The organism is Photobacterium profundum, assembly GCF_003026285.1.
GTDB classification, from domain to species: Bacteria; Pseudomonadota; Gammaproteobacteria; order Enterobacterales; family Vibrionaceae; genus Photobacterium; species Photobacterium profundum.
Window position 1 is genome coordinate 46,300 of record NZ_PYOD01000007.1, and the last position, 24,029, is coordinate 70,328.

A 24,029-nucleotide genomic window follows, 5' to 3' on the forward strand; every position below is an offset into this window, starting at 1 on the left:
TCTTTCTTATTGGAAAGATAATAAACGCTAGGTGAAATGATGCAACTGCACGAATTAGTCAATACCTTTGGGCAAGATTTACAACGACGTTATGGAGAGAAAGTACACAAACTGTCTTTGCATGGTGGTTTTAGTTGTCCAAATCGTGATGGCACGATTGGGCGAGGAGGTTGTACCTTCTGTAATGTCGCTTCTTTTGCTGATGAGCAAGCACAGTATATACCTATTCGTCAGCAGTTGGCGCAACGTGCAGTCAACACCGATCGTGCTAACCGTTATTTAGCGTATTTTCAGGCGTACACCAATACTTACGCTGAAGTGCAGTTGTTGAAAAACATGTATGAAGAAGCGCTACAAGCAGCCAATATCGTCGGCTTGTGCGTGGGTACGCGTCCAGATTGCGTGCCAGATGCAGTACTGGAGTTACTGGCGAGTTATTGCGAGCAGGGCTATGAAATTTGGCTTGAACTTGGGTTACAAACCGCGAACGATAAGACATTAAAGCGTATTAATCGAGGTCATGATTTTGCGTGTTATGAGAATATCACGAAACGTGCCCGTGCAATGGGTATTAAAGTGTGTACCCATCTTATTGTTGGCTTGCCGGGTGATACCAAAGAAGACAATTTAGAGACACTGAAACGTACTATTGATGTGGGTACTGATGGAATCAAATTGCACCCACTCCATATTGTCGAAGGCAGTATTATGGCGAAAGCGTGGAAGGCAGATCGCCTCGAAGCGTTGAGTTTAGAAACATATACTGAAATTGCCGCTGAAATGATCCGCCTTACGCCACCAGAAGTGGTTTTTCATCGCGTATCAGCCAGTGCTCGTCGTCCTACGTTACTGGCTCCGACTTGGTGTGAAAATCGTTGGTTAGCCATGATTGATATTGGTAAATACCTTGATCAACATGGTGCGCAAGGCTCTGCATTAGACAATTCATTTATTTATCAGCCGATATTACCTAAAAAATCATAACATATGGTAGATTATTGATAGTTCAAGTAGCTAATTATCATACATATTCGATCTTACTGGCTTGAACATTAACTTTCCCCTTAATGTATTTGACCGTATTTTTCTTATGTGGATGTTCGATGAATTGCAGTCGTAGGTTTATTCTTCTTATTCTATTTTTTAGCCCATCTGCTTGTTGGGCTTTAATCTCTTCTGCTGACTTCGATAGTCCGATTCTGATGTTTACAGCAGTGATCTTAGCTATTTCTATTGGCGGTGCTTTTTTAGCGCTGATTCTTCATAATGTTCGGTTATCTTCATTTAAAAAAATCCAAGCTAATCTTAATTACTTGCCTGTAGGGGCCGTTATTGTAAGAGGCAATGATGGATCATTACTTTATGCTAATAAAGCGTGCCGTGAATTAATCGGGGTTAGAAAAGTCGGCAATAGTTATATTTATCCAGATCATATCGAGCCCCAAATGCTATATGACTTTTTACGACCTTATAGTAATGAAACAGGTTTTAGAGATTGGGGTAAAGAGCTGATATTGTCAGAGCATTTAGGCACGAAGTTAAAAGTATCAGGTCAACGTATCCGTTTTAAACGTAAAATGGCATGGTTACTGTATCTATATGAACCGCAACAGCACAATGTTGTTCAAAGTAAAATTGAACAAGAACAACGCGTATTCCAAAGTGTTTTAAACTCCCTGTCTGAATTAGTGTATTTTCAAGATAATGCCGACCGAATAATTGGAACCAATAAAGCCTTCGATCGTTTTTGGCGAGGTAGGCTCAATGATGGTTTGATTGATAGCGAAGATGCTTCGTTTTCTAGTAACAATTCAACGCATACCTGGACGACATCACCAGAAGGTTGTAGCCGATTATTAGAAACCAATAAAACGTTATTGATTGGTGATAATAGTGAGGTTATTGGTACGCTTGGGATCAGTCATGACGTAACTGATTGGCATGAAATGCAAGAAAGTCTTAAGACTGAAATTGAAAAGCGTGAAGTGACAGAACAGACATTAGCGCAACGTAATAATTTATTGGATACGATTTTAAGCGCGAGCCAAGACCCAATTGGATTGTTTAACCAGCATTGGGTTTATGTTGGCTGTAATGAGTCGTTTGCCCACTCGTTGGGATACACCACTGAAACCTTACTGGGAAAAGGCGTTTCGGATGTACTTGACTCTGATAAGTGGGAGCTTTGTCGTCCAATAGATGAAGAAGTCATGGTAAAGGGTATTACCATTAAAACAGAAGATTACGTCATTCTTGAAGATGGCACTCCTATTTGGTACGAAGTGGCAAAATCGCCTTATCGAGATCCAACCGATAACTCCGTCGGTGTATTGGTGATGGCGCGTGATGTAACAGAGCGCAAAGCGACTGAACAGCAATTAGCTGATGCAATTATGGACTTACAAGAATTGAGCTTTATCGATAGTTTAACCAAAGTCGCTAATCGACGAAGTTTTGATGAACAATTACGTAAGCTGTGGCATGGCCATGTTCGAGAGCAACAGCCACTTACCCTTATTTTATGCGATATCGATTACTTTAAAGCCTTTAATGATAACTACGGGCATCAACAAGGGGATGTTGCATTACAAGAAGTCGCGAAAGTGCTTCGTAATGTGGTACAGCGAGGTACCGATGAAGTGGCACGTTATGGTGGCGAAGAGTTTGCTTTTTTATTACCAAATACCGATTTAAAAGGGGGAGAAATCGTCGCGGCGAATATTCATCAAGAATTAGCCAGCAAAGGCTTAACACACGGCTATTCTAACGTCGCCAATAGACTCACAGTAAGCTTAGGTATTGCGTCGGTTATCCCTTTACCATCTCAAGATTATGGCGATTTAGTCGGCATGGCGGATGTGGCATTGTATAAAGCTAAAGCTGCAGGCCGAAATTGTTCAATGTCGATATCTGACAGCGATGATTTTTAATCGCGTAAATAAGTTCTAATTAGCCTGCGAGAGCAGGTTTTTTTATGGGTTAAATATAACATTCGAGCATAACTGTGGTACTTATCCTTTGGTTCTGTCACCGCACAAGATATTATTAAATGAAGCACTTCTAGGTTGTGGGTTTAATAATGAAACAAATCAAAGTCCTGGCTCAGTTCTATGTCGACTTGTTAGTCAAGTTAGGCATAGTGCGATTCAGCTTATTATTAGCATTGGCGCTTGTGGCCTTGGCTGTTGTTGTTCAAATAGGGGTGACTCTCGCTCTACAAGGTGAAGTGCATAACATCGATATTGTGCGTTCGGTATTCTTTGGTTTATTGATCACGCCTTGGGCCGTTTACTTTTTATCGGTGGTCGTTGATCAGTTGGAAGATTCTCGCCAACGTTTATCTAAATTGGTCAGTAAATTAGAAGAAATGCGCTCTCGTGACATGCAGTTAAATACGCAGCTTCAAGTGAATATCACGCAACTGAATCAAGAGATTGAAGAGCGAGAAAAAGCGGAAGAAGCTCGTGAAATAGCCATGCATGATTTAGAAAATGAAGTCTATCAGCGTGAAAATGCGCAGTTAGAACTTGCAGAGCAAAGCGCATTACTCAAATCTTTCTTAGACGCATCTCCGGATCTTATTTACTACCGTAATGAGAAAGGTGAATTCTCTGGTTGTAACCGAGCAATGGCAGAGCTCACTGGAAAAACTGAAAAAGGATTAGTTGGGCTAACCCCATGGGATGTATATAGTGAAGAAGCGGCGATAAAAATTGTTGAAACGGATGAGCAAGTTTTTCAGCAAAACGTATCGCTGACGTACGAACAATGGTTGGAATACCCTGATGGTCGAAAAGCCATTTTTGAATTGCGAAAAGTCCCATTTTATCGCCGTGATGGCCAACGTTTAGGCTTAATGGGATTTGGTCGTGATATTACAGAGCGTAAGCAATACCAAGACGCACAAGAAAAAGCGAGTCGTGATAAAACCGCATTCATTTCGACGATTAGCCATGAACTACGTACCCCGCTAAACGGTATTGTCGGTTTGAGTCGAATGTTGCTTGAAACGCCGCTAAATGATGAGCAGCGTGGTTATATGCGTACCGTTCATGTGAGTGCGATAACGCTAGGTAATATCTTTAATGACATCATCGATATGGATAAGTCAGATCGCCGTCGTTTAGAATTGATGCCTAAACCGCTTGATTTTCATGATTTTATCACTGAGATGGAGAATATTTCAAGTTTGATGGCTGAACAAAAAGGCTTACGTTTTGACTTGGAACGATTAACTAAGCTACCCGCTTACATCGAAGTTGATAGCACTCGTTTACGTCAGGTATTGTGGAACTTGATTGGTAATGCGACCAAATTCACCAAAGAAGGTGGTGTAATTTTATCGGTGAGCAGTGAGATCTTTGAGCATGAGGCAGAAATCACCTTTGACGTTGAAGATAGTGGCATTGGGATTCCAGCGTCTGAAGTCGATAAAATATTTGCCATGTATTATCAGGTTAAGCAAGGTAGCGACAATTTACACGCGGTAGGTACGGGCATAGGTCTTGCTGTTTCTCGTCAGTTGGTACAGCTTATGGGCGGCGATATTTTGGTTACTTCTGATATCGGCGAAGGCAGTACTTTTACTGTCACCATTAGAGTGCCATTAGTTGAGGCTGTCGTTGAAGAAGAAATCATGCCAGTGGTACCTCAAGCCAGTTTAAGTATTTTTATGGTTGAAGATATTGAACTGAACATTACTGTTGCGAAAGCGTTACTGGAAAGCTTAGGGCATGAAGTCACGGTTGCGATGCGTGGTGATGAAGCATTGGCTATGTTCGATCCTGAAGCTTTCGATCTTGTGTTACTTGATATTCAATTACCGGATATGACCGGGTTTGATGTAGCGCAAGCGCTGCGTAAAAAGTACGATGATTTACCGGCATTAGTCGCGTTAACCGCGAATGTGATCAGTGATAAAAACGAGTACATTGAAAAAGGGATGGATGAGGCGCTAAGTAAGCCTCTGAGTGTCAAAGCTATTACTGATGTTATTCAGCGATTAGTACTGACCTGCCCGCTTGATGATTTTGATGACGACGAAGAGATCGAAACAATTGAGCCGGTTTCAGATACTCAATCAGTTGTCGTGGTAGAGCATTCAAATAATGAGATGTTTAATCAATTACTCGATTTAGAGATGCTTGAGTCTTATGTTGAAATTGTCGGCACCAAACCAGTACATGAAAGTATTGCGATGTTTGAAAAGATGATGCCAGACTATATAGCAATTCTTGACTCTAATATGACAGCGAAAGACAAAGATGGGATTAAGTTTGAAGCTCATAAAATTAAAGGTGCCGCGGGTTCTATCGGTTTAAAGCATATCCAGCAAGTCGCTCAAAAGGCACAATCACCAGAACTTCCAGCATGGTGGGAAAACATTAATGATTGGGTTGATGAGATTAAAAATGGTTATGCGCATGATCTGAATGTATTACGCGAGTGGGTAGCTGAACAGGAGAAAGCTAAATGAAAAAATGGATGAAACTGAGTGGGATTATTGCATCTACCGTCGTACTTGCAGCTTGTGCTAATCAAGATAGCCAGCAAGACAAGACGACTGCCGTAGTCGTACCGATAGAGCAAGCTGATGATGCATTAACGATAGAAGATGTGTCGATTGCTTTATACAGTGAGATTTGGCTAAACAGCATGCCAATGATTGAAGATGAAGGTAGCGTAGGGATTGGCGCTAGTTCTGCTGCTAAAGGTCGTTTACTCGCATCTATTCAATTACTCTCTCCTCAAAGTGACGCTTTATATCAAGGGATAAAAGTAAAGCAAATCGTCTTAAAGAATGCAGAACAACAATGGCTATTAACGGCTAACGACGATAATGATTTTGACGTCAATATTATGGAACAAAGCTATTTACAAAATAGTATGGGGCAAAATGGCGAGAGCTATCAGAGTGGCGTTGAATTCATGCTGCGTGATGGGCCTAATTGGGCACCAGCAAGCTTAGTTGATGTGACGGTTACACTGGTTAAGAGTGGTAAGGAATATACCATTACACAACGTGATGTAACGGTTAACCAAGTATTTTAATTTGCAGTGTTCTAACGACAAGATACTAAAAAAAAAGGCTCCTATGGGAGCCTTTTTTCTCACTATTTGCTGAAGACTCGGTAAAAATGAAGCGCTTTTACCCTTGAGTCATTAGCACAATAGTCGAATTATTCTTCGTTTAGATCACCGCAGAAACGGTAACCTTCACCATGAATCGTTGCAACGATTTCAGGTGTATCAGCAACAGATTCAAAGTGCTTACGGATACGACGAATAGTTACGTCAACCGTACGATCGTGAGGCTTAAGTTCACGGCCAGTCATCTTCTTCAGAAGATCGCCACGCGTTTGAATTTTGCCTGGGTTTTCACAGAAGTGAAGTAAAGCACGGAATTCAGAACGAGGAAGCTTAAATTGGTCACCACTTGGGCTAACCAAAGAACGGCTGTTGATTTCTAAAGACCAACCATTGAACTCATAACGCTCTACCAATTTCTTATCTTCAGTTGGTAGGCCTTGGTTCATCGCACGTGTCAGTAAGTTACGCGCACGAATAGTTAATTCTCGAGGGTTGAATGGTTTAGTGATGTAATCATCAGCACCAATTTCAAGACCTAGAATCTTATCCACTTCGTTGTCACGACCGGTTAGGAACATAAGAGCCATATCACCTTGCTCGCGAAGTTCACGTGCTAGTAAAAGGCCATTTTTCCCTGGTAGGTTGATATCCATGATAACAAGGTGAACGGGGTGCTCAGAAAGCATCTGGTGCATTTCAGCGCCGTCATTGGCTTCAAAGACAGTGTAACCCTCAGCTTCAAAAATGCTCTTAAGGGTATTACGTGTAACGTGCTCGTCTTCTACAATTAGAATGTGAGGGGTTTGCATTGGCAGTACCTAATTTACTAAAACGGAATCTGGTCAAAAACAGAATAGTTAAATTCTATAAAAAAAATTCACATACAGGCAAAGTATTAGACAAAATACATAATTTTTCGCTTTAAAAGCGACCTGTTTGGTACGCCATCCATAAATTCAATACGTTTTTGTGTCGCAACTGTGTTGAAAAACCCGATTCTCTGTGGGTACTGGCTACAATCTCCCTTGGATGGCGATGATTGTAAGCACTTAACAGCTCGCTAACAATATAGGGTCTTTGTTTCGATGCTGCTTTTTAGATGTTTATTGATTTATATCAAATTGAATGAGGATGCACTACGTTTGTTAGAGTGTTTAACATTCGCTACAAATTACAACGTCATAAAATGAATGAATCAGCGTAAGTGTAAAAAAAATTCGCTATGGCGAAAATATCAAAACATTACCTTCGAGGCAAGGCAACACCCTGTTTACCATTGCTTTGCAATTCTAACAGCTTTTAATCCGAGAAGCATTGTTCTTACTCACTCTGATAACGTTATTAGAAATATCGCGTTGGAAAAAAATCTCATTATGTTAACAAACGCATGGATGCCTATATGTTGCCGCTCTTTGGACCAGCGTTGGGTCGAACAGAGTTTTGCTGTCCATTTACCCTTAGAGCAAGTATCTAAATTAGCTGCAATGTTTGAACAAAATGCAATCTATTGGGTTGAAAATAATGAACTTTATCTAGTTCCGATTTTACTTGAGGGCATTGAAACACAAAAGCTAGGTAAATGGTCGACCTTTTTCTACACTTAATTGAGAAATGAGATCTTAAAGTGGCATAAATAGAATAAGAAGATAGGGCTATTTAATTATAAAAGGAGTTTGGAATGAACGATCTATTACCTGATTTGTGTGATCACTATGAGCAGGATGTTCGATGGCTACCTCTTGTGTTGAATGACTACGGCGGAAAAAAAATATTTTATGGTGAAGTGGTAACTTTACGTTGTTTTGAGGATAACAGTTTAGTTCGTGATATTGTCTCTCAAGACGGTACGGGGAAAGTACTGTTTATTGATGGACATGCTTCTTATAACGGCGCATTACTGGGTGATCAGCTAGCATTGCTTGCTGTGAAGAATGGTTGGCAAGGAATTGTTATTAATGGCACTGCTCGTGATGTAGGCACTCTCGCGACCTTAGATCTCGGCGTAAAAGCGTTAGGTACATGCCCATACAAAACCGTGAAACGTCAAACGGGTGATATGAATGTCACCATGACTGTCGCGCATACCATGATCTATCCTGGCGATTACCTGTATGCAGATCTTAACGGGATATTACTGAGCAAGCAGTCACTAGACTTATCTGTGCTTTAATTGTTTTAGTTATGATGGAAGATGAGTTTGCAGAAGAGGTGTTTTATTGACTGGGGTCTATCGAAGAGCCATTGCTAAAAAGGGTTATTTGATATTGAGTTAGAAACGAAAGCCAATACCCAGTTGATAAATCTGCTCAAGCGCTTCGTAATCAACGGTCGCTCTTAGATTTACTTTGTCAGTGACATCATATTGGCTCGTAATCTCTACGCCATAGAGAGTATCACGCTCGACAACTTCAGAGGTAACCGCACTTTGTAGGCTGACCTTTGGGCTCAGGTTATAAGCCACTCCAGATAGCACACCTCGGCTCGCAGATTTTGTATCATTACCTGATGATAAGCGAGTGCTTAAATAAAGCTGTAAATTCCCATTTAGCGAATATGAATACCCGCTATCAATTTGCCAAAGGTCAAATTGTTCGATGGAATTTGATTGAGATGTCATAAACCAGCCTGATGATGAATGTTTATCACCAATTAACCCCAGAAATGCGTTCTTTTCTGCAGCTATTGTTGGTAATGCCACTACCAGCAGGGCTAATGTGATCAGCAATTTTTTCATTGCGCCACCGCCACTGTTCTTAGTTTTGATTGTGTTTATTGATATTAGGACAGAATTATCTGTTTTGATATTTCATTTACATTTAAATGCGTTCGAGTGCATAAAACATGAGCCTGCCCTAATTATCAACTGTCGCTCATGCCATTTTGCATGAATTTTTATGTCTTACGTAAGCGATGTACACTTCTATAGGGATAGACATCTTCATATTGACCGTGCGTTATATTTTTCTGTAAATACTGCCAGTATTTAGCTTCAAATAAATCACTGTGTAATTCATTAAATAAGATTTTTACTTTAGGGTTTATAAGTAAAAAAGTACGGAACTCTTCAGGGAATACGTCGTAAATACCCACGCTATACCAAGGTTCAGCAGACATCTCATCTTCAGGCGTTCGTGGCTCTGGAATTTTACGGAAATTCATTTCCGTCATATAGCTGATTTCGTCATAATCATAAAACACGACACGCTTATGACGCGTTACCCCAAAATTTTTGAATAGCATATCGCCAGGGAAAATATTAGCCGCGGCGAGTTGTTTAATTGCTTTACCGTATTCATCAACGGCATCGCGAAGGTCATCATCATTTGCTTGTTCTACATAAATATTGAATGGGATCATTCGACGTTCCATGTATAGATGGCTAATAATGATTTGGTCGGACGTTACTTTGATTATTGAGGGAGCAACAGCCAATAGTTCTGCTAATAACTCATCACTAAAGCGATGGCGTTCAAATGTAAAATGTCGGTATTCCTGAGTATCAGCCATACGACCAACACGATCATGCTCTTTTACCAGTTTATATTTTTCTTTAACCGTGGCATGACTAATGTCTTTTTGTGGCGCAAATTTATCTTTAATTATTTTAAAAACAAAATCGTAAGATGGTAGGGTGAATACTGACATAACCATCCCTTTGATACCTGGAGCGGTAACAAATTGGTCATCAGAATTATCTAAGTGGGTTAAAAACTCGCGGTATAGCTCTGTTTTACCGTGTTTTTGGCACCCTATTGCCGTATATAGTTCTGCATTCGTCTTATTGGGAATAAGGTTCGCTAAGAAGCGAACAAGCGCACCAGGAGCTGGTGCGTACACCATGAAGTAAGAGCGTGCAAAACCAAAGATAATACTCGCATCGTTCACATGGCAGATGCAGGCATCGACGTATAGCTGTTTATTGTTGTTATTGAGCACAGGCAATACCAAAGGAATAGTTTGGTATTGTCCGTCATGGTTTAGGGTTATTTTTCCTATCAAGTAAGCCGCTTTATTTCTATAAAATGGCTCACGAATAAGCTCTAACGAGGTGTCATCATTAAATGCAGCTCCGAACTCTTGTTTCAGGTGGTTGATGATGAGCTTGGTATCACGTTGTTTGTCTTCCCATATTTGGGTAAAGGGCGTGTCGTCTAAAACACGATCGAACAAAGACGTTAAACCTGAGTGAGCATGGTAGATGCGAGTCAACTGGGTGGGGTAAGTTGGAATCCGGTTTTCTTGCGAGCTATGAACGAAGAGTTTATCTCGGTTAATATTACGATGTTCAAAAATACGGCAATAAACGGAGTTGAAAAAACTTTCTGCAATTTCATATCGTGGATAATCTAACAATAAATTTTCATACGATGATTTAACGGCCATTAAAAATGAGCGGTTAGCATAGCGTTCACCGAGCATTATCTGAATTTGGCTGGTGACTAATCCAACATGATGGTCATAAAAACTTATTCGTTTTTTTAACGCGAGATGAACGGAAGACCAATCTTGTTGTTCAAATCGCTCTTGAGCACCAGCGGTTACGTCAAGAAATCGACCATACATAGCATCGAAGCCTTGTAAAATGGTATGGGCTACAAGCTGTTCCATTGCTGCTGTCATCCGGTTCCCTCCGAATCATTAGTATTTTTATATTAGATTAACTATGCAACGGGGAGGCACGAACTGCAATTAAATCTGTTTGTTTTTTATACTTTTTCGGTATAACGCATCAATATGTATTCAAGCCAGTATTTATGAATAATTTTCAGTATAAAGTTAAATCATTGTTGACTCTCGATGTGGGGTAAGGTAAATCTAAAGTAATTGAGAAAATTGAGTAATTCAAAATACATTATGTTTAACGTTATCAGCACAACCACAACCATTATTATTACTGGCACGATTATTCGTGTTGGTGCGGGCTGATACGCATAAGATTCTTAAAAAAAGCCCGCACTTCTTATTAGATGCGGGCTTTTTTTTTAACTTTTTAAAATGAAATCGATTTGAACATTACTGCTGCTAATTAGCGAGGTAATGAATAATTAAGGATATCGGGAGTAGGGAATGCGGGTATTTAAGTTTGGTGGTTCATCTTTATCAGATGCAGAACGATTTTTACGAGCGGCAGATATTATTGCCAATAATGCGCAACAAGGTGATGTGTCTGTCGTGCTTTCAGCGCCAGGAAAAGTAACAAACAAGCTCGTTTCGGTAATAGATAGTACTGTAAAAACTGGCGATGCAAATCTTCAGGTTGCTGATGTAGAAGCTGTATTTAATGAATTATTTTCTGGACTTAAAGTGTTGGTGCCAAGCTTTGATAAGGATTTGGTTGATGCAAAGCTAGCGAGTTCGTTAGGTCAACTTAAACAGTATGTACATGGCATGAAGTTATTAGGTTTATGCCCTGATAATGTATATGCCAAAATCATCAGTAAAGGTGAACGTTTATCTATTGTTACGATGAAAGCATTGCTTGAAGCGAAAGGTCAGCCTGCGAGCTTAATTGACCCTGTTGCCTATTTGTTTGCCCAAGGCGATTACCTCGAAGCACATGTTGATATCGAAGTTTCGACGCAAAATTTCAAACGAAACCCTCTGCCTGAAGGTCACGTTAATATTATGCCTGGTTTTACTGCCGGTAATAGCGACGGTGAATTAGTAACGTTAGGGCGTAATGGTTCCGATTATTCCGCAGCAGTATTGGCAGCTTGCCTTCGTGCTGAATGTTGTGAAATCTGGACTGATGTTGATGGTGTGTACAGCTGTGATCCTCGTATTGTACCTGATGCGCGTTTACTTAAATCCCTCAGTTACCAAGAAGCGATGGAGCTATCCTATTTTGGTGCCTCGGTTCTACACCCAAAAACAATCGCACCAATTGCCCAGTTCCATATTCCTTGCTTAATCAAAAACAGTTTTAGTCCACAAGGTGCTGGTACATTAATCGGTCTTGATACCGGTGAAGATAACTTGGCGATTAAAGGCATTACCACGCTGAAAAATCTGACCATGGTCAACGTATCGGGTCCAGGAATGAAAGGCATGGTTGGCATGGCTGCGCGTGTCTTTGGTGCGATGTCGATTTCTGGTGTATCGATTGTATTGATTACACAATCATCGTCTGAATACAGCATTAGTTTCTGTATCGAAAGTGATGATAAAGTTGCTGCGCAACAAGCGTTACAAAATAACTTCGAGTTAGAGTTAAAAGAAGGCCTCTTAGAGCCGATCGAGTTTATCGATGATTCAGCCATTGTGACATTAGTGGGTGACGGTATGCGTACATCGCAAGGGGTTGCCTCACGCTTCTTTACTTCTTTAGCTGAGGTAAATGTGAATATTATTGCGATAGCTCAAGGTTCTTCTGAGCGTGCAATTTCTGCGGTAATCCCAGCAATGAAAGTGGCTGAAGCGGTGAAAGCGTGTCATGAAAACCTGTTTAACAGTAAACACTTTCTTGATGTATTTGTGATTGGTGTTGGTGGTGTTGGTGGTGAATTGGTTGAACAAATTCGTCGTCAACAAGCAAAACTTGCAGACAAAGGCATTGTTATTCGTGTCTGTGGTTTAGCTAATAGTAAAGGCTTGTTACTTAATAACAATGGTATTTCACTTGAAAACTGGCGTGATCAGGTAGGGGTGGCTAATGAGCCATTAACTCTGGCACGTATGATCCAATTGGTTCAGCGTCACCATATTATTAACCCTGTTGTGATTGATTGTACGTCTGATCAAGGTATTGCAGAGCAGTACGTTGACTATCTAGCGGCAGGTTTCCACGTTATTACGCCAAACAAGAAAGCCAATACTGCGAGCATGGCGTATTACCATCAGTTACGTCAGGCGGCACGCTCTACTCGTCGTAAGTTTATGTACGATACAACGGTTGGTGCTGGTTTGCCGGTTATTGAAAATTTACAGAATTTGCTGTCTGCTGGTGACGAACTTTCGCGTTTCTCTGGCATTTTATCGGGTTCATTATCTTATATCTTCGGTAAGTTAGATGAAGGTATGAGTTTTAGTGATGCAACCACGGTGGCTCGTGAAAATGGCTTTACAGAACCTGATCCTCGTGATGATTTATCGGGTATGGATGTCGCACGTAAACTGCTTATTCTGGCGCGTGAAACGGGCTTAGCACTAGAACTGGAAGATGTTGTCGTCGAGCAGGCATTACCGCCAGGTTTTAATGCAGAAGGCTCTATTGATGATTTCATGGCTCGTTTGCCAGAAGCGAATGCTTACTTTGAGCAGTTATCAGCAGATGCAGCAAAAGAAGATAAAGTCTTGCGTTACGTGGGAGAAATTGATCAAGGTAAATGCTTCGTTAAGATTGCAGCAGTAAACCCTGATGATCCAATGTTTAAAATTAAAGATGGCGAAAATGCCTTGGCATTCTACAGCCGTTATTATCAACCGATTCCACTAGTATTACGTGGTTACGGTGCAGGTACAGAAGTGACAGCAGCTGGTGTGTTTGCTGATCTAATGCGTACATTAGGCTGGAAGTTGGGAGTATAAAAATGAGTGTTGTTGTTTATGCGCCAGCATCAATTGGCAATGTAAGTGTTGGATTTGATGTACTGGGTGCCGCGGTATCACCGATTGATGGCTCTTTGTTAGGTGATCGCGTTGAAGTTGCCGCTGGTGAGCAACCTTTTACTTTAAAATGCGTTGGTGACTTCGTTGCAAAACTGCCAGTAGAACAAGACGAGAACATTGTTTACCACTGCTGGTTAGTGTTTGCTCGTGAGTTAGATAAGAAAAACATCGAATTAAAACCTGTATCGATGACGCTTGAAAAGAATATGCCAATAGGCTCGGGTTTAGGTTCAAGTGCATGTTCAGTTGTTGCTGCATTAGATGCATTAAACCGTTTTCATGAAATGCCGTTGAATGAAGTCGAATTACTGGCTTTAATGGGCGAAATGGAAGCAAAAATATCAGGCAGTTTGCATTACGATAATGTGGCACCGTGTTATTTAGGTGGGCTGCAATTTATGGTTCAAGAGCTGGGTATTATTAGCCAGCCAGTGCCTTGTTTTGACGATTGGTATTGGGTAATGGCTTACCCTGGCATAAAAGTACCAACAGCAGAAGCGCGTGCAATCTTGCCATCTCAGTACCGCCGACAAGATGTGATTGCACATGGTCGTTACCTTGGCGGCTTCATTCATGCCTGCCATTCTCAGCAACCAGAGCTTGCAGCAAAAATGGTTAAAGATGTGGTTGCTGAACCTTATCGTGAACGATTATTACCAGGCTTTTCAAATGCACGACAATATGCACTGGAAGCTGGTGCCTTGGCTAGTGGGATCTCTGGGTCGGGACCAACCATGTTCAGTGTATGTAATGACCTAGAAGTAGCAAAACGTATTGCACGTTGGCTCGAAGACAATTATGTTCAGAATGATGAAGGATTTGTCCATGTTTGTCGTTTAGACAGCACGGGATCGAAAGTAACAGGAAGTGAGCTATAACTATGAAGTTGTATAATTTAAAAGAACATCAAGAACAGGTTTCCTTTGGTCAGGCAGTGCGTCAGGGCTTAGGACGTAATCAAGGTCTGTTTTTCCCATCAGAGTTACCTGATTTGGGTGATGTCGATGCATTATTAGAAATGGATTTTGTTAGCCGTAGCAGCAAAATCCTTTCCGCCTTTATTGGTGAAGAGCTTACTTCAGAAACCGTTAATCAGATGGTGGGTAACGCATTCCAATTCCCAGCCCCATTAGCGAAAGTAAAAGATGACGTTTACGCTCTAGAGTTATTTCATGGCCCGACATTAGCCTTTAAAGATTTCGGTGGCCGATTCATGGCGCAATCTTTAGCTGCTGTGTCTGACAAAGATGGCAAAGTTACTATTTTGACTGCAACATCTGGTGATACGGGGGCAGCTGTTGCCCATGCATTTTATGGCATGGATAATATCAAGGTTGTGATCTTATATCCGAAAGGCAAAATCAGCCCGTTACAGGAAAAGTTATTTTGTACATTAGGTCGCAACATCACAACCGTTGCTGTTGATGGCACATTTGATGATTGTCAGTCGCTGGTTAAAGCCTCGTTTGATGACGCTCAATTACGCCAAGATGTTGGTCTAAACTCAGCAAACTCAATTAACATCAGCCGTTTAATGGCACAGATTTGTTATTACTTCGAAGCCGTTTCTCAGTTGCCTAAAGCACAACGTGACAATTTAGTGATTTCAGTACCCAGTGGTAACTTTGGTAATTTGACGGCAGGTTTGTTGGCTAAATCACTTGGTTTACCAGTGAAGCGCTTTATTGTTGCTACGAATGCGAATGACACCGTGCCACGTTACCTGCAAACGGGTGATTGGGCTCCAACCTCGACGATTCCAACCATTTCTAATGCGATGGATGTGAGTGAGCCGAATAACTGGCCACGTATCGAAGAGTTATGTCAGTTGAAAGGCTGGGGGCTTAACGAGCTTGGCTACGGCGCAGTAACAGACGAGCAAACAGCAGAAACGTTGCGTGACATGAATGCTGATGGTTACTTATGCGAACCGCATGGGGCGATTGCTTACCGTGTGCTTAACGAACAGTTACAAGATGGCGAAACCGGCTTGTTCTTATGTACGGCGCACCCGGCGAAGTTTAAAGAAGTGGTTGATGAGATCCTTGAGCTTGATATCGATCTGCCAGCCCCGCTTGCTAAGCATGGCGCGATGGAGCTGTTATCACTAGAGCGCGATAATGATTTTGAGCAGTTAAAAGCAGTGTTGCGAAGTGTTCAAGATTAAAATGATCTAACATGTTTTTTAGAAATTGAAAACGGTAGCCGTAATGGCTACCGTTTTTTTATGCGTTAACTTTCTTGTTGAGTTTCTATTGCTGGCTGGTGTTTTTCTTCTTTAGAAAATTTATTGACCCATAATGCGATAGCGCCATCACCAGTAATATTACAGGCTGTACCAAAGCTATCTTGTGCCATATATAGTGCAATCATGAGGGCAAGCTCTGCCTCGCCAAAACCGAGCATAGAAGCCATTAACCCTAGCGCCGCCATTACTGCACCACCGGGTGCTCCAGGTGCGGCAATCATAGTAATACCAAGCATCATAATGAACGGTAACATTTCAATTAATGATGGGATGGCAATATGTTGGCTTAATGCCATTACAGCAGTAGAGCAAGTGACGAGTGTAATGGTTGAACCTGAAAGGTGGATCGTGGCACATAAAGGGATCGTAAAGTTTGCAATAGAATCATCAACACCATTCTTTTTTGTTTGGCGCAGGGTAACCGGAATGGTTGCAGCCGACGACATGGTACCAACGGCGGTGAAGTAGGCCGGTAGCATGTTTTTGATTAATTTTATTGGTGACTGACGAAGTACCAACCCCGTTATAGTGTACTGAATAGTAATCCATACCCAATGCATGATGATAGCTAGGGTTAAGACTACACCGAATGTTTTTAATGTGGTAAAAACCGTTCCTTCTGCTGACATTTCAGCAAACACGCCAGCAATATATAGCGGTAAAAATGGAATAATGACTTTTGCTAATAAAAGGTCAATAACATTGCGCCCTTCATCTGCAATTTTTCTTAAATTTTGGCTATCGGTAATACTGATACCTAATCCAAATAAAAAGGCAGTGGCGAGAGCCGTCATTACACCAAATAATGGCGGTATTTCTAATGTTAGAAAGCTTGTTAATTTATCAGAACTGCTAGCGACGGTAACCGTTGATTCTGGTAATCCAGCGATGACAACGCTGGCAACAAGAAAGGCGAGGCTACCTGCAATAATCGTTGAACCGTAAGAGAGTGCGACGGTTTTACCTAATAACGAACCTGAATTTTTAGGTAAGCTGGCAATACCGCTAGTAATGTAAAAAAGAATAATAAGAGGAATGGTAAAACCGATTAGTTGGCCGCCAAGTTGTTTTATTGTTAGTAGTGTTCGAATTATGCTATCCGGCGCAAAAAAGCCGAGTAGGATGCCGACTAAAATACCAGAGATCAATTTTAGTATTAACTTCATAAAGCTGGCTCCTGAGAGGGAATGTTTTAAGAAATTTATGCTGCACATTGTTATTTGTCCAATTGTTCATACAAACAACTGTGCTGGCAATGTACGCTAAATTTAGTGAAACTGTCTGTTATTTGGTCGGTATTGAGAGGTGAATATTAAAAATATCCATATTTGTGATATGAACGCCATACTGAAAAGTAAGCTGATATTAAAGAGGGGGTAGATTAAAGGCGGCATGATTTGATGAATAACAGGCATAAAAAAACGGCACCTTAGGCACCGTCCTATTTATACTTTTATCTAATAGCTAAATTACAGGCTGCTAGTGAAAGTACGAGCGATTACGTCTTTTTGCTGCTCTGTTGTTAGAGAGTTAAAACGTACAGCATAACCTGATACACGGATTGTTAACTGTGGGTATTTTTCTGGGTGTGCTACTGCATCTTCCAGTGTTTCTTTCTTAAGAACGTTAACGTTAAGGTGCTGACCACCTTCAATCTTAGCTGGAACTTCGATAGCAACGTCACGAGACTCGTATTCACCTAGGTCTGCTGCTGCGATAACTTGATCTTCTTCAAAGCCAGTTTTTGCTACAACACAGCGAGCTTCATTTGTTTCGCTGTCTAGTAACCAGATGCTATTTAGTAGATCATCGTTCGCTGATTTTGTAATTTGAATGCCTGTGATCATGACTTTATTCTCCGAAGAAATGTAGTTAGTTTTTAAATTTTTTATTGAGCTGCCTATTATATACCTCGATAATAGAGAATTGGTATTGATGTAGATCAAATAACAACAATAAACCCTGTTTTTAATGCGGCTGTTTTTTTGAGCTAGGTCAAGTTAACCTTAGTTTACCTACTATTCGGTAGTTATTTTAAAGTTTAAAAAATAGTTTAAATGATCATTTGTAGTAAAATTACAACATAAATAAAAAGTGAACCCCTTGATTTAAGCGGAATACAGGCCATGAATAGGCGTATTTTGTTGTAACTCATGTGGGAAAATAACATAACAAATAGGATTAAAAATGAAGTTAATTGGTGCGCATGTTTCTGCGGCTGGCGGGGTATTTAATGCACCGGAAAATGCAGCCAAAATTGGTGCTAACGCCTTTGCATTATTCACAAAGAACCAAAGACAGTGGGTGGCTAAGCCATTAGAACAAGATGTTATTATCGCTTTTAAAGCGCGTTGTCAGCAGTACGAATTTAAGAGCGAGGCGATTTTGCCGCATGATTCTTACTTGATCAATTTGGGCAACCCTGAGACAGAAAAGCTGGAGAAATCTCGTGCGGCATTTATTGATGAAATGCAGCGTTGTAATCAACTCGGGCTTACTTTACTGAATTTCCATCCTGGTAGTCATTTAAAAAAGATTAGTGAATCAGACTGTTTAAGATTGATTGCTGAATCGATAAATATGGCGCATCAGGAAGTGCCTGATGTTGTGGCGGTGATTGAGAATACCGCAGGACAGGGATCGAATTTAGGTTGGCGATTTGAACATTTAGCTGAAATTATTGAACAGGTTGAAGATAAGAGCCGTGTAGGTGTATGTATTGATACCTGCCATACATTCGCTGCGGGTTATGACTTACGCTCTGAATCTGCTACAGAGGCAACATTTGCTGAATTTGATCAGACGGTGGGAATGTCTTTTTTACGTGGCATGCATTTAAATGATTCAAAGGGAAAATTGGGAAGCCATTTAGATCGACATCATAGCCTAGGGGAAGGTGAAATTGGCTGGGATTGCTTCCGCTACCTGATGCAAGATAGTCGTTTTGATAATATTCCCTTGGTGTTAGAAACTATAAATCCTGATATTTGGCAGCAAGAAATTATGACGCTACGCTCATTTGTGGCCAATGAATAAAAGCACAGTGATAGGGCAAGTGCGTTGAAATGGTGCTTTAAGTTTTTTAACAACAAAAAAACTATAAGCATAACTATATGTATTTAATCTATTTATTTGTCATGATTAAAAGTTGGCATTCTTTTTTCATATCCTTATTCATAGTGGATTTTATTCTTATTGGAGTTAGGATTATGAACATGACAATAATTTCTCAAACCGCAATTTATGCTGCTCGATTACCTCAAGCAAACCGCCCAATTCAAGGTCGTGGGCATTGGCGCTCACCCGTTACGCCACACCATAAAGATCAATTAGGTAGGGCTTAAGGTGGTTATTTTGTGGTGGCTCTGAATAATCACTTCTGATTTTAATGTTGAAATCGTTAGAATAACGGTATTACATCGAATCAGGATCAATATGATGAGCCCCACAAATACTTGGCAAGACATTATCAATCAAGAAAAACAACAGCCCTATTTTCAGAAAATTGAACAGTTTGTGTCTACTGCCCGTTCTAATGGCAACGTTATTTTCCCTCCTGAGCAAGATGTTTTTAATGCATTTAATTCAACACCATTAGCCCAAGTAAAGGTCGTAATATTAGGCCAAGATCCCTACCATGGCGTTAATCAAGCACATGGTTTGAGTTTTTCTGTTTTGCCTGGCATTAAAACACCCCCATCACTCGCGAATATGTACAAAGAATTAGCCACCGATATCCCAGGATTTCAAATTCCCCAGCATGGTTACCTTCAAAGTTGGGCAGATCAAGGTGTTTTGCTATTAAATACAGTGTTGACTGTCGAGCAAAGTAAAGCGCATTCACATGCCAAAATTGGTTGGGAAACATTTACGGATAAAATTATCGATGTGCTTGATCAACAGAGTGCGGGCGTTGTGTTTGTATTGTGGGGAGCGCATGCGCAGAAAAAAGGTAAAAAGATTAATACCGATAAGCATCATGTTTTAAAATCGGCTCATCCATCACCGCTATCGGCATATCGTGGTTTTTTTGGTTGTAAGCATTTCTCTCAAGTGAATCATCTATTATGTGACATGAATAAAGCACCAATTGATTGGCAGCCTAAAAGGATTCAAGAGTAAGTGGCTGGTTTTAAATGATTGATAACAACAGGTGTTAATAAATACCCGTGAAAATGTGAACAATTAGTAATCAGGATCAATATGTATTTTCTTTGATGAATTACACTTAAATAAATGCATTTAAGATAAGCAATCAAGGAGAGGGTTATGATGTTAGATAGTATTCATACCGAGCATGGTTATATAAACCGCTTATTGAATATTCTGCAGCAGAAGCTAGATGCTATTGAAAATGGTCGTACGGTTAATTACAGCTTGATTAAAGATATTGTGGAATACCTTCAACAGTATGCTGAACACTGCCATCATCCCAAGGAAGATATTCTGTACCATTATTATCAATCGCATTATGCAAAAAATGGCGATATGCAAAGCCTCGAGCAAGAGCATCATCAGTTGGCACAGCTTACTGCTGAGTTTGCTGATACGGTTGAAATGGTACTAATGGATGCCGTTATTCCTCTTGATATCTTTGCTGAAAAGTTGAATGTGTTTGTCGTACGTCAGAAGGCACATCTAGAGTTTGAAGAAAAAAACATATTCCCGCTAATTCGTCGTGATTTTACTGCAGAAGATTGGGTTGCAGTATCGAAAGAACTGCAAGTTTATCAGGATGATCCACTCTTTGGTGAGCATGTTGATGCACGTTATCAAAAATTATCTGAACATATATCAAAGTAATCGTTATTGCTGGACTATCGTGTTTAATTGTCGTTACGGATAATTAAAAAGAAAGCGCCAATCTGATTGGCGCTGTTTATATTGTTTAGCATGTGGATTGATTAGAAATCAATCTGTTCATCTGAAAGGTCTTGGAGCATATCAAGATCTTGTAATTCTCTACGCAGTCTTTGCCTGTCCTTTATTGCTTCAATTTCACGCCACTTCCGTTTTACCGGTTTACTGCGTGACCCGCGAGCCGGCTGTTGTGTTGCAAGAATGTCATCGAATGCAAAGCTATCCATAAAGCACCTCTAGTTCTTACATGACTATATAAGTTTAATAGCATATATAGTTTTAAAATAAAATTAATGTGTTTCGTAAATGTTGGCTTTTTATGAATTTTTTATGTGAGTGTTCGTATGATCACAAGCTGGCGGAGTGAAAAATGAGCATACTCAATAAGTCATTGATGCCGAGGTGAGAAAAAGTAACGTGAATAAATGGACTATGGCTAATGAGTTTCTCTGAGCATGATTCGATTAATTTAAGGGATATTTGTATTTAATTTGGATGATTTTGGCGCATTAATGCGATAAAAATTGTTTTCAGTCGTTAAGTCACACGCTAATAAAGATGCGAAAATATGCTTTTAAGGTTAGGCATAAAGCATGAAGTATTGCTTTTTGCTATATATCTTTGCATGATCATATACCTTCTATAATGTTTTTAGTATCAATGCCTTTTGGGTTGATTGTCTATTAGTTCCATAGATTCAGTTTGATAAACGTAATAAGAGTGATAGGCATTGTTCGACGCTCTATTTCTGTTGTAAATCAATAAGAACAACGAAGGTTGTTAGTAAACAACTATTATTATTTTATTGTGTTTCACTCATGTTTTTTTGAGTGGGTATTTATTCTTTTTTAATGTGTATGAGGTATCGGGCGTGACTAGTCAGATTAATTTTTTAAACGATCTGTTATGGGGCTCTGTGCTCATTTATCTATTGGTCGGTGTCGGTATCTTCTTTACTTACCGTTTAGGCTTTATTCAATTTAAACATTTTGGGCATATGTTCAGTGTGATGCGAAATAGCCGAAAATCGGATAAAGCAGGTATTTCGTCTTTTCAGGCACTTTGTACCAGCTTGGCTGCGCGTGTAGGTACGGGCAATATGGCCGGTGTAGCCGTTGCTCTGACCTTAGGTGGTCCTGGTGCTATTTTCTGGATGTGGTTAATCGCTATGTTAGGAATGGCAACCGCTTTTGCCGAAAGTGCACTTGCTCAGTTGTATAAAACCCGTGATGCAGATGGTAACTATCGTGGCGGCCCTGCGTATTATATGGAGAAAGGGTTAGGCATGCGCTGGATGGGCGTGGTGTTTTCTATTTTCCTTATTATTGCCTTTGGCTTGGTATTTAATGCCGTGCAAGCGAATTCTATTTCGCAAGCAATGAATGTCGCATTTGGTTTTAATCCAACGTACGTCGGTATGGTATTGGTAGTAATGACGGGAATTATTATTTTTGGTGGATTACGGGCTATAGCACGTACAGCCGAAATTTTAGTACCGGCAATGGCGCTGTGTTACTTATTGTTAGCGTTATTTATCATGTTTACCAATATGGAAAAATTACCGGGGGTTATCTCACTGATCTTCCGCAGTGCATTTGGTTTAGAAGAAGCGGCGTCAGGCGCTTTAGGTTACACCATTGCACAGGGCATGATTAATGGCCTAAAACGTGGTTTATTTTCCAATGAAGCCGGTATGGGTTCTGCACCGAATGCCGCGGCATCTGCGACACCATATCCTCCTCATCCTGCTTCTCAGGGTTATGTGCAAATGCTAGGTGTTTTCATGGATACCATTGTTATTTGTTCGGCCACGGTGGCGATTATTTTGATGTCAGGCGAATATGTGCCCCATGGTGAGGTGACGGGTATTGAGCTGACGCAACGTGCGCTAAGTGCTCAAGTTGGTAGCTGGGGTTCAATCTTCATTGCTGTGGCTATTTTCTTTTTTGCGTTTACTTCTCTTGTGGCAAATTACTCCTACGCAGAAACGAATTTGATCTTTTTAGAGCACAACAACAAAGCGGGCTTGAACGTATTCCGTCTTGTTGTACTCGGCATGGTGATGTTTGGTTCAATTGCCGATTTACCAACGGTGTGGGCTATGGCTGATGTGTCGATGGGGATGATGGCGATCATTAACTTGATTGCGATTGTTCTTCTATCTGGCACGGCGGTGAAATTGGCTAAGGATTACAATAAGCAGCTTTCGCAAGGTAAGGTACCGACATTTGATAGTAAAGATTACCCAGAGCTGCATGCACAGCTAGAAGAAGGGATTTGGGATCAACCTAAATCGAAAGAGTGATAGGTATTACCTATTAGATAAATCTATTAAGCCACGCGACAATCGCGTGGTTTTTTTTGTTAATAATGATAATCTTCCGTTATCAAACCTAATGGATAAAGCCTTATGTTAATTGTGGTTTCCCCAGCAAAAACACTTGATTATGACTCTCCCTTAGCAACGCAAACTTATACGTTACCAGAGCTAACGGATCACTCTTCAGAGTTGATGGAAGTGTGCCGCGAGTTAACACCAATGGATATTGCTAGCCTGATGAAGGTGAGTGATAAAATAGCAGGTTTAAATGCAGCCCGCTTTGCTGAGTGGCAGCCAGAATTTACGACAGAGAATGCGCGTCAGGCTATTTTGGCATTCAAAGGCGATGTGTATACCGGGCTGGCGGCAGAAACCATGACGGAAGAGGATTTTGCCTATACTCAGCAGCACCTTCGTATGTTGTCTGGCTTATACGGTTTACTACGTCCGCTTGATTTAATGCAACCTTATCGCTTAGAGATGGGTACAAAGCTTGCCAACCCACGTGGTGATAACTTGTATCAGTTCTGGGGTAGCGTGATCACTGAAAAGCTCAATGTTGCGCTTGCCGAGCAGGGCGATAATATCTTGATCAACTTAGCGTCAAATGAATATTTCAAATCGGTGAAGCCAAAATCATTAGATGCACTGCTCATCACGCCAGTTTTTAAAGATTGTAAGAATGGAAATTATAAAGTGATCAGTTTTTACGCTAAAAAAGCTCGCGGCATGATGGCACGTTACATTATTGATAATCGTATTAAGTCAGTTGATGAACTGAAGCAATTTGATGTAGCGGGTTACTATTTCGTGCCAGCAGAATCCACCAGCAAAGAGTTCATTTTTAAACGTGAAGAGCAATTGAAGTAACACTGCTAGAGCGATGTGCTGAACATTGCCTAG

Annotated in this window: 21 protein-coding genes and 1 other annotated feature; of the genes, 15 read left to right on the forward strand and 6 right to left on the reverse strand. The window is 40.6% G+C overall.

The annotated features are described in order from the left end of the window. Positions 1–39: 39 nt before the first annotated feature. The 4 genes from mnmL (at position 40) to C9J48_RS17040 (ending at position 6,051) form a co-directional block, all read left to right on the forward strand. Entirely contained in the window at positions 40–984 is a 945-nt protein-coding gene (gene mnmL, locus C9J48_RS17025; protein ID WP_006230620.1) for a tRNA modification radical SAM protein MnmL/YtqA, read from the forward strand. Between the two features lie 119 nt (positions 985–1,103). Continuing rightward, complete coding sequence (locus C9J48_RS17030) at positions 1,104–2,930, forward strand: sensor domain-containing diguanylate cyclase (RefSeq protein ID WP_006230621.1); 1,827 nt, start codon at positions 1,104–1,106, stop codon at positions 2,928–2,930. Positions 2,931–3,079: 149 nt separating this feature from the next. Further along, the gene (gene arcB / locus C9J48_RS17035) at positions 3,080–5,476 is read left to right on the forward strand and encodes an aerobic respiration two-component sensor histidine kinase ArcB (RefSeq protein WP_006230622.1); all 2,397 of its coding nucleotides are present in this window, start codon (positions 3,080–3,082) and stop codon (positions 5,474–5,476) included. Continuing rightward, positions 5,473–6,051, forward strand: a complete 579-nt coding sequence (locus tag C9J48_RS17040; protein WP_006230623.1) for a hypothetical protein — start codon at positions 5,473–5,475, stop codon at positions 6,049–6,051. Before arcB ends, C9J48_RS17040 begins: the two co-directional genes overlap by 4 nt. A 128-nt stretch (positions 6,052–6,179) precedes the next feature. On the opposite strand, the gene arcA is transcribed toward C9J48_RS17040, so the two are convergent. Then, entirely contained in the window at positions 6,180–6,899 is a 720-nt protein-coding gene (gene arcA, locus C9J48_RS17045; protein ID WP_006230624.1) for a two-component system response regulator ArcA, read from the reverse strand. Positions 6,900–7,280: 381 nt separating this feature from the next. Here arcA and C9J48_RS17050 point away from each other — a divergent pair, with 381 nt between their 5' ends. Further along, on the forward strand, positions 7,281–7,694 hold the full coding sequence (locus tag C9J48_RS17050; protein WP_036803253.1) for a DUF3293 domain-containing protein: 414 nt from the start codon (positions 7,281–7,283) through the stop codon (positions 7,692–7,694). Positions 7,695–7,768: 74 nt separating this feature from the next. Further along, a complete protein-coding gene (locus tag C9J48_RS17055) occupies positions 7,769–8,260 on the forward strand; it encodes a putative 4-hydroxy-4-methyl-2-oxoglutarate aldolase (RefSeq protein WP_006230626.1) in 492 nt (163 codons plus the stop codon). A 99-nt stretch (positions 8,261–8,359) separates the two neighbouring features. Here C9J48_RS17055 and C9J48_RS17060 read toward each other — a convergent pair whose 3' ends face one another. Then, the gene (locus tag C9J48_RS17060; protein ID WP_006230627.1) at positions 8,360–8,824 is read right to left on the reverse strand and encodes a hypothetical protein; all 465 of its coding nucleotides are present in this window, start codon (positions 8,822–8,824) and stop codon (positions 8,360–8,362) included. A gap of 158 nt (positions 8,825–8,982) precedes the next feature. Beyond that, positions 8,983–10,710 (reverse strand): bifunctional isocitrate dehydrogenase kinase/phosphatase, encoded by a 1,728-nt coding sequence (gene aceK, locus C9J48_RS17065; RefSeq protein ID WP_006230628.1) that lies wholly within the window; start codon positions 10,708–10,710, stop codon positions 8,983–8,985. A 244-nt stretch (positions 10,711–10,954) separates the two neighbouring features. Then, positions 10,955–11,074 (forward strand) — a sequence feature (Thr leader region). An 83-nt stretch (positions 11,075–11,157) separates the two neighbouring features. Here aceK and thrA point away from each other — a divergent pair. The 3 genes from thrA to thrC are packed head-to-tail and all read left to right on the forward strand — an operon-like array spanning position 11,158 to position 15,865. After that, positions 11,158–13,617 (forward strand): bifunctional aspartate kinase/homoserine dehydrogenase I, encoded by a 2,460-nt coding sequence (gene thrA / locus C9J48_RS17070; protein ID WP_006230630.1) that lies wholly within the window; start codon positions 11,158–11,160, stop codon positions 13,615–13,617. 2 nt (positions 13,618–13,619) lie between these two features. After that, on the forward strand, positions 13,620–14,576 hold the full coding sequence (gene thrB / locus C9J48_RS17075) for a homoserine kinase (RefSeq protein ID WP_006230631.1): 957 nt from the start codon (positions 13,620–13,622) through the stop codon (positions 14,574–14,576). Between the two features lie 2 nt (positions 14,577–14,578). Beyond that, a complete protein-coding gene (gene thrC, locus C9J48_RS17080; RefSeq protein WP_006230632.1) occupies positions 14,579–15,865 on the forward strand; it encodes a threonine synthase in 1,287 nt (428 codons plus the stop codon). A 65-nt stretch (positions 15,866–15,930) separates the two neighbouring features. Here the strand turns inward: thrC and C9J48_RS17085 are convergent, their stop codons facing one another. Together C9J48_RS17085 and grcA are read right to left on the reverse strand one after the other, a co-directional pair. Next, on the reverse strand, positions 15,931–17,112 hold the full coding sequence (locus C9J48_RS17085) for a dicarboxylate/amino acid:cation symporter (RefSeq protein ID WP_006230634.1): 1,182 nt from the start codon (positions 17,110–17,112) through the stop codon (positions 15,931–15,933). A gap of 303 nt (positions 17,113–17,415) precedes the next feature. After that, positions 17,416–17,793 carry an autonomous glycyl radical cofactor GrcA gene (gene grcA, locus C9J48_RS17090; RefSeq protein WP_006230635.1) on the reverse strand — a complete coding sequence of 126 codons (378 nt, stop codon included), beginning with the start codon at positions 17,791–17,793 and terminating at the stop codon, positions 17,416–17,418. Between the two features lie 340 nt (positions 17,794–18,133). On the opposite strand from grcA, the gene nfo reads away from it, so the two are divergent. From nfo to C9J48_RS17105, 4 genes are all read left to right on the forward strand, one after another. Next, positions 18,134–18,982 (forward strand): deoxyribonuclease IV, encoded by an 849-nt coding sequence (gene nfo / locus C9J48_RS17095; protein ID WP_006230636.1) that lies wholly within the window; start codon positions 18,134–18,136, stop codon positions 18,980–18,982. Positions 18,983–19,161: 179 nt separating this feature from the next. After that, on the forward strand, positions 19,162–19,290 hold the full coding sequence (locus tag C9J48_RS28285; protein WP_006230637.1) for a hypothetical protein: 129 nt from the start codon (positions 19,162–19,164) through the stop codon (positions 19,288–19,290). A gap of 94 nt (positions 19,291–19,384) precedes the next feature. After that, on the forward strand, positions 19,385–20,068 hold the full coding sequence (gene ung / locus C9J48_RS17100; RefSeq protein WP_006230638.1) for a uracil-DNA glycosylase: 684 nt from the start codon (positions 19,385–19,387) through the stop codon (positions 20,066–20,068). A gap of 147 nt (positions 20,069–20,215) precedes the next feature. Next, a complete protein-coding gene (locus C9J48_RS17105) occupies positions 20,216–20,749 on the forward strand; it encodes a hemerythrin domain-containing protein (RefSeq protein ID WP_006230639.1) in 534 nt (177 codons plus the stop codon). 101 nt (positions 20,750–20,850) lie between these two features. Here C9J48_RS17105 and C9J48_RS17110 read toward each other — a convergent pair whose 3' ends face one another. Continuing rightward, positions 20,851–21,033, reverse strand: a complete 183-nt coding sequence (locus tag C9J48_RS17110; protein ID WP_006230640.1) for a DUF3545 family protein — start codon at positions 21,031–21,033, stop codon at positions 20,851–20,853. A gap of 644 nt (positions 21,034–21,677) precedes the next feature. Here C9J48_RS17110 and C9J48_RS17115 point away from each other — a divergent pair. Both C9J48_RS17115 and yaaA read left to right on the forward strand, forming a co-directional pair. Next, on the forward strand, positions 21,678–23,111 hold the full coding sequence (locus C9J48_RS17115) for an alanine/glycine:cation symporter family protein (RefSeq protein WP_006230641.1): 1,434 nt from the start codon (positions 21,678–21,680) through the stop codon (positions 23,109–23,111). A 105-nt stretch (positions 23,112–23,216) separates the two neighbouring features. Further along, positions 23,217–23,996 (forward strand): peroxide stress protein YaaA, encoded by a 780-nt coding sequence (gene yaaA / locus C9J48_RS17120; RefSeq protein ID WP_006230642.1) that lies wholly within the window; start codon positions 23,217–23,219, stop codon positions 23,994–23,996. The last annotated feature ends 33 nt before the right edge of the window (positions 23,997–24,029 follow it).

Coding starts and splice junctions, on each gene's coding strand:
- C9J48_RS17060 (WP_006230627.1), bottom strand. CDS start 8,824: ATGAAAAAATTGCTGATCACATTAGCCCTGCTGGTAGTGGCATTACCA.
- thrA (WP_006230630.1), top strand. CDS start 11,158: ATGCGGGTATTTAAGTTTGGTGGTTCATCTTTATCAGATGCAGAACGA.
- C9J48_RS28285 (WP_006230637.1), top strand. CDS start 19,162: ATGACAATAATTTCTCAAACCGCAATTTATGCTGCTCGATTACCTCAA.
- nfo (WP_006230636.1), top strand. CDS start 18,134: ATGAAGTTAATTGGTGCGCATGTTTCTGCGGCTGGCGGGGTATTTAAT.
- arcA (WP_006230624.1), bottom strand. CDS start 6,899: ATGCAAACCCCTCACATTCTAATTGTAGAAGACGAGCACGTTACACGT.
- ung (WP_006230638.1), top strand. CDS start 19,385: ATGAGCCCCACAAATACTTGGCAAGACATTATCAATCAAGAAAAACAA.
- arcB (WP_006230622.1), top strand. CDS start 3,080: ATGAAACAAATCAAAGTCCTGGCTCAGTTCTATGTCGACTTGTTAGTC.
- thrB (WP_006230631.1), top strand. CDS start 13,620: ATGAGTGTTGTTGTTTATGCGCCAGCATCAATTGGCAATGTAAGTGTT.
- C9J48_RS17050 (WP_036803253.1), top strand. CDS start 7,281: ATGAATCAGCGTAAGTGTAAAAAAAATTCGCTATGGCGAAAATATCAA.
- C9J48_RS17030 (WP_006230621.1), top strand. CDS start 1,104: ATGAATTGCAGTCGTAGGTTTATTCTTCTTATTCTATTTTTTAGCCCA.
- C9J48_RS17055 (WP_006230626.1), top strand. CDS start 7,769: ATGAACGATCTATTACCTGATTTGTGTGATCACTATGAGCAGGATGTT.
- aceK (WP_006230628.1), bottom strand. CDS start 10,710: ATGACAGCAGCAATGGAACAGCTTGTAGCCCATACCATTTTACAAGGC.
- thrC (WP_006230632.1), top strand. CDS start 14,579: ATGAAGTTGTATAATTTAAAAGAACATCAAGAACAGGTTTCCTTTGGT.
- yaaA (WP_006230642.1), top strand. CDS start 23,217: ATGTTAATTGTGGTTTCCCCAGCAAAAACACTTGATTATGACTCTCCC.
- C9J48_RS17105 (WP_006230639.1), top strand. CDS start 20,216: ATGATGTTAGATAGTATTCATACCGAGCATGGTTATATAAACCGCTTA.
- mnmL (WP_006230620.1), top strand. CDS start 40: ATGCAACTGCACGAATTAGTCAATACCTTTGGGCAAGATTTACAACGA.
- C9J48_RS17040 (WP_006230623.1), top strand. CDS start 5,473: ATGAAAAAATGGATGAAACTGAGTGGGATTATTGCATCTACCGTCGTA.
- grcA (WP_006230635.1), bottom strand. CDS start 17,793: ATGATCACAGGCATTCAAATTACAAAATCAGCGAACGATGATCTACTA.
- C9J48_RS17085 (WP_006230634.1), bottom strand. CDS start 17,112: ATGAAGTTAATACTAAAATTGATCTCTGGTATTTTAGTCGGCATCCTA.
- C9J48_RS17110 (WP_006230640.1), bottom strand. CDS start 21,033: ATGGATAGCTTTGCATTCGATGACATTCTTGCAACACAACAGCCGGCT.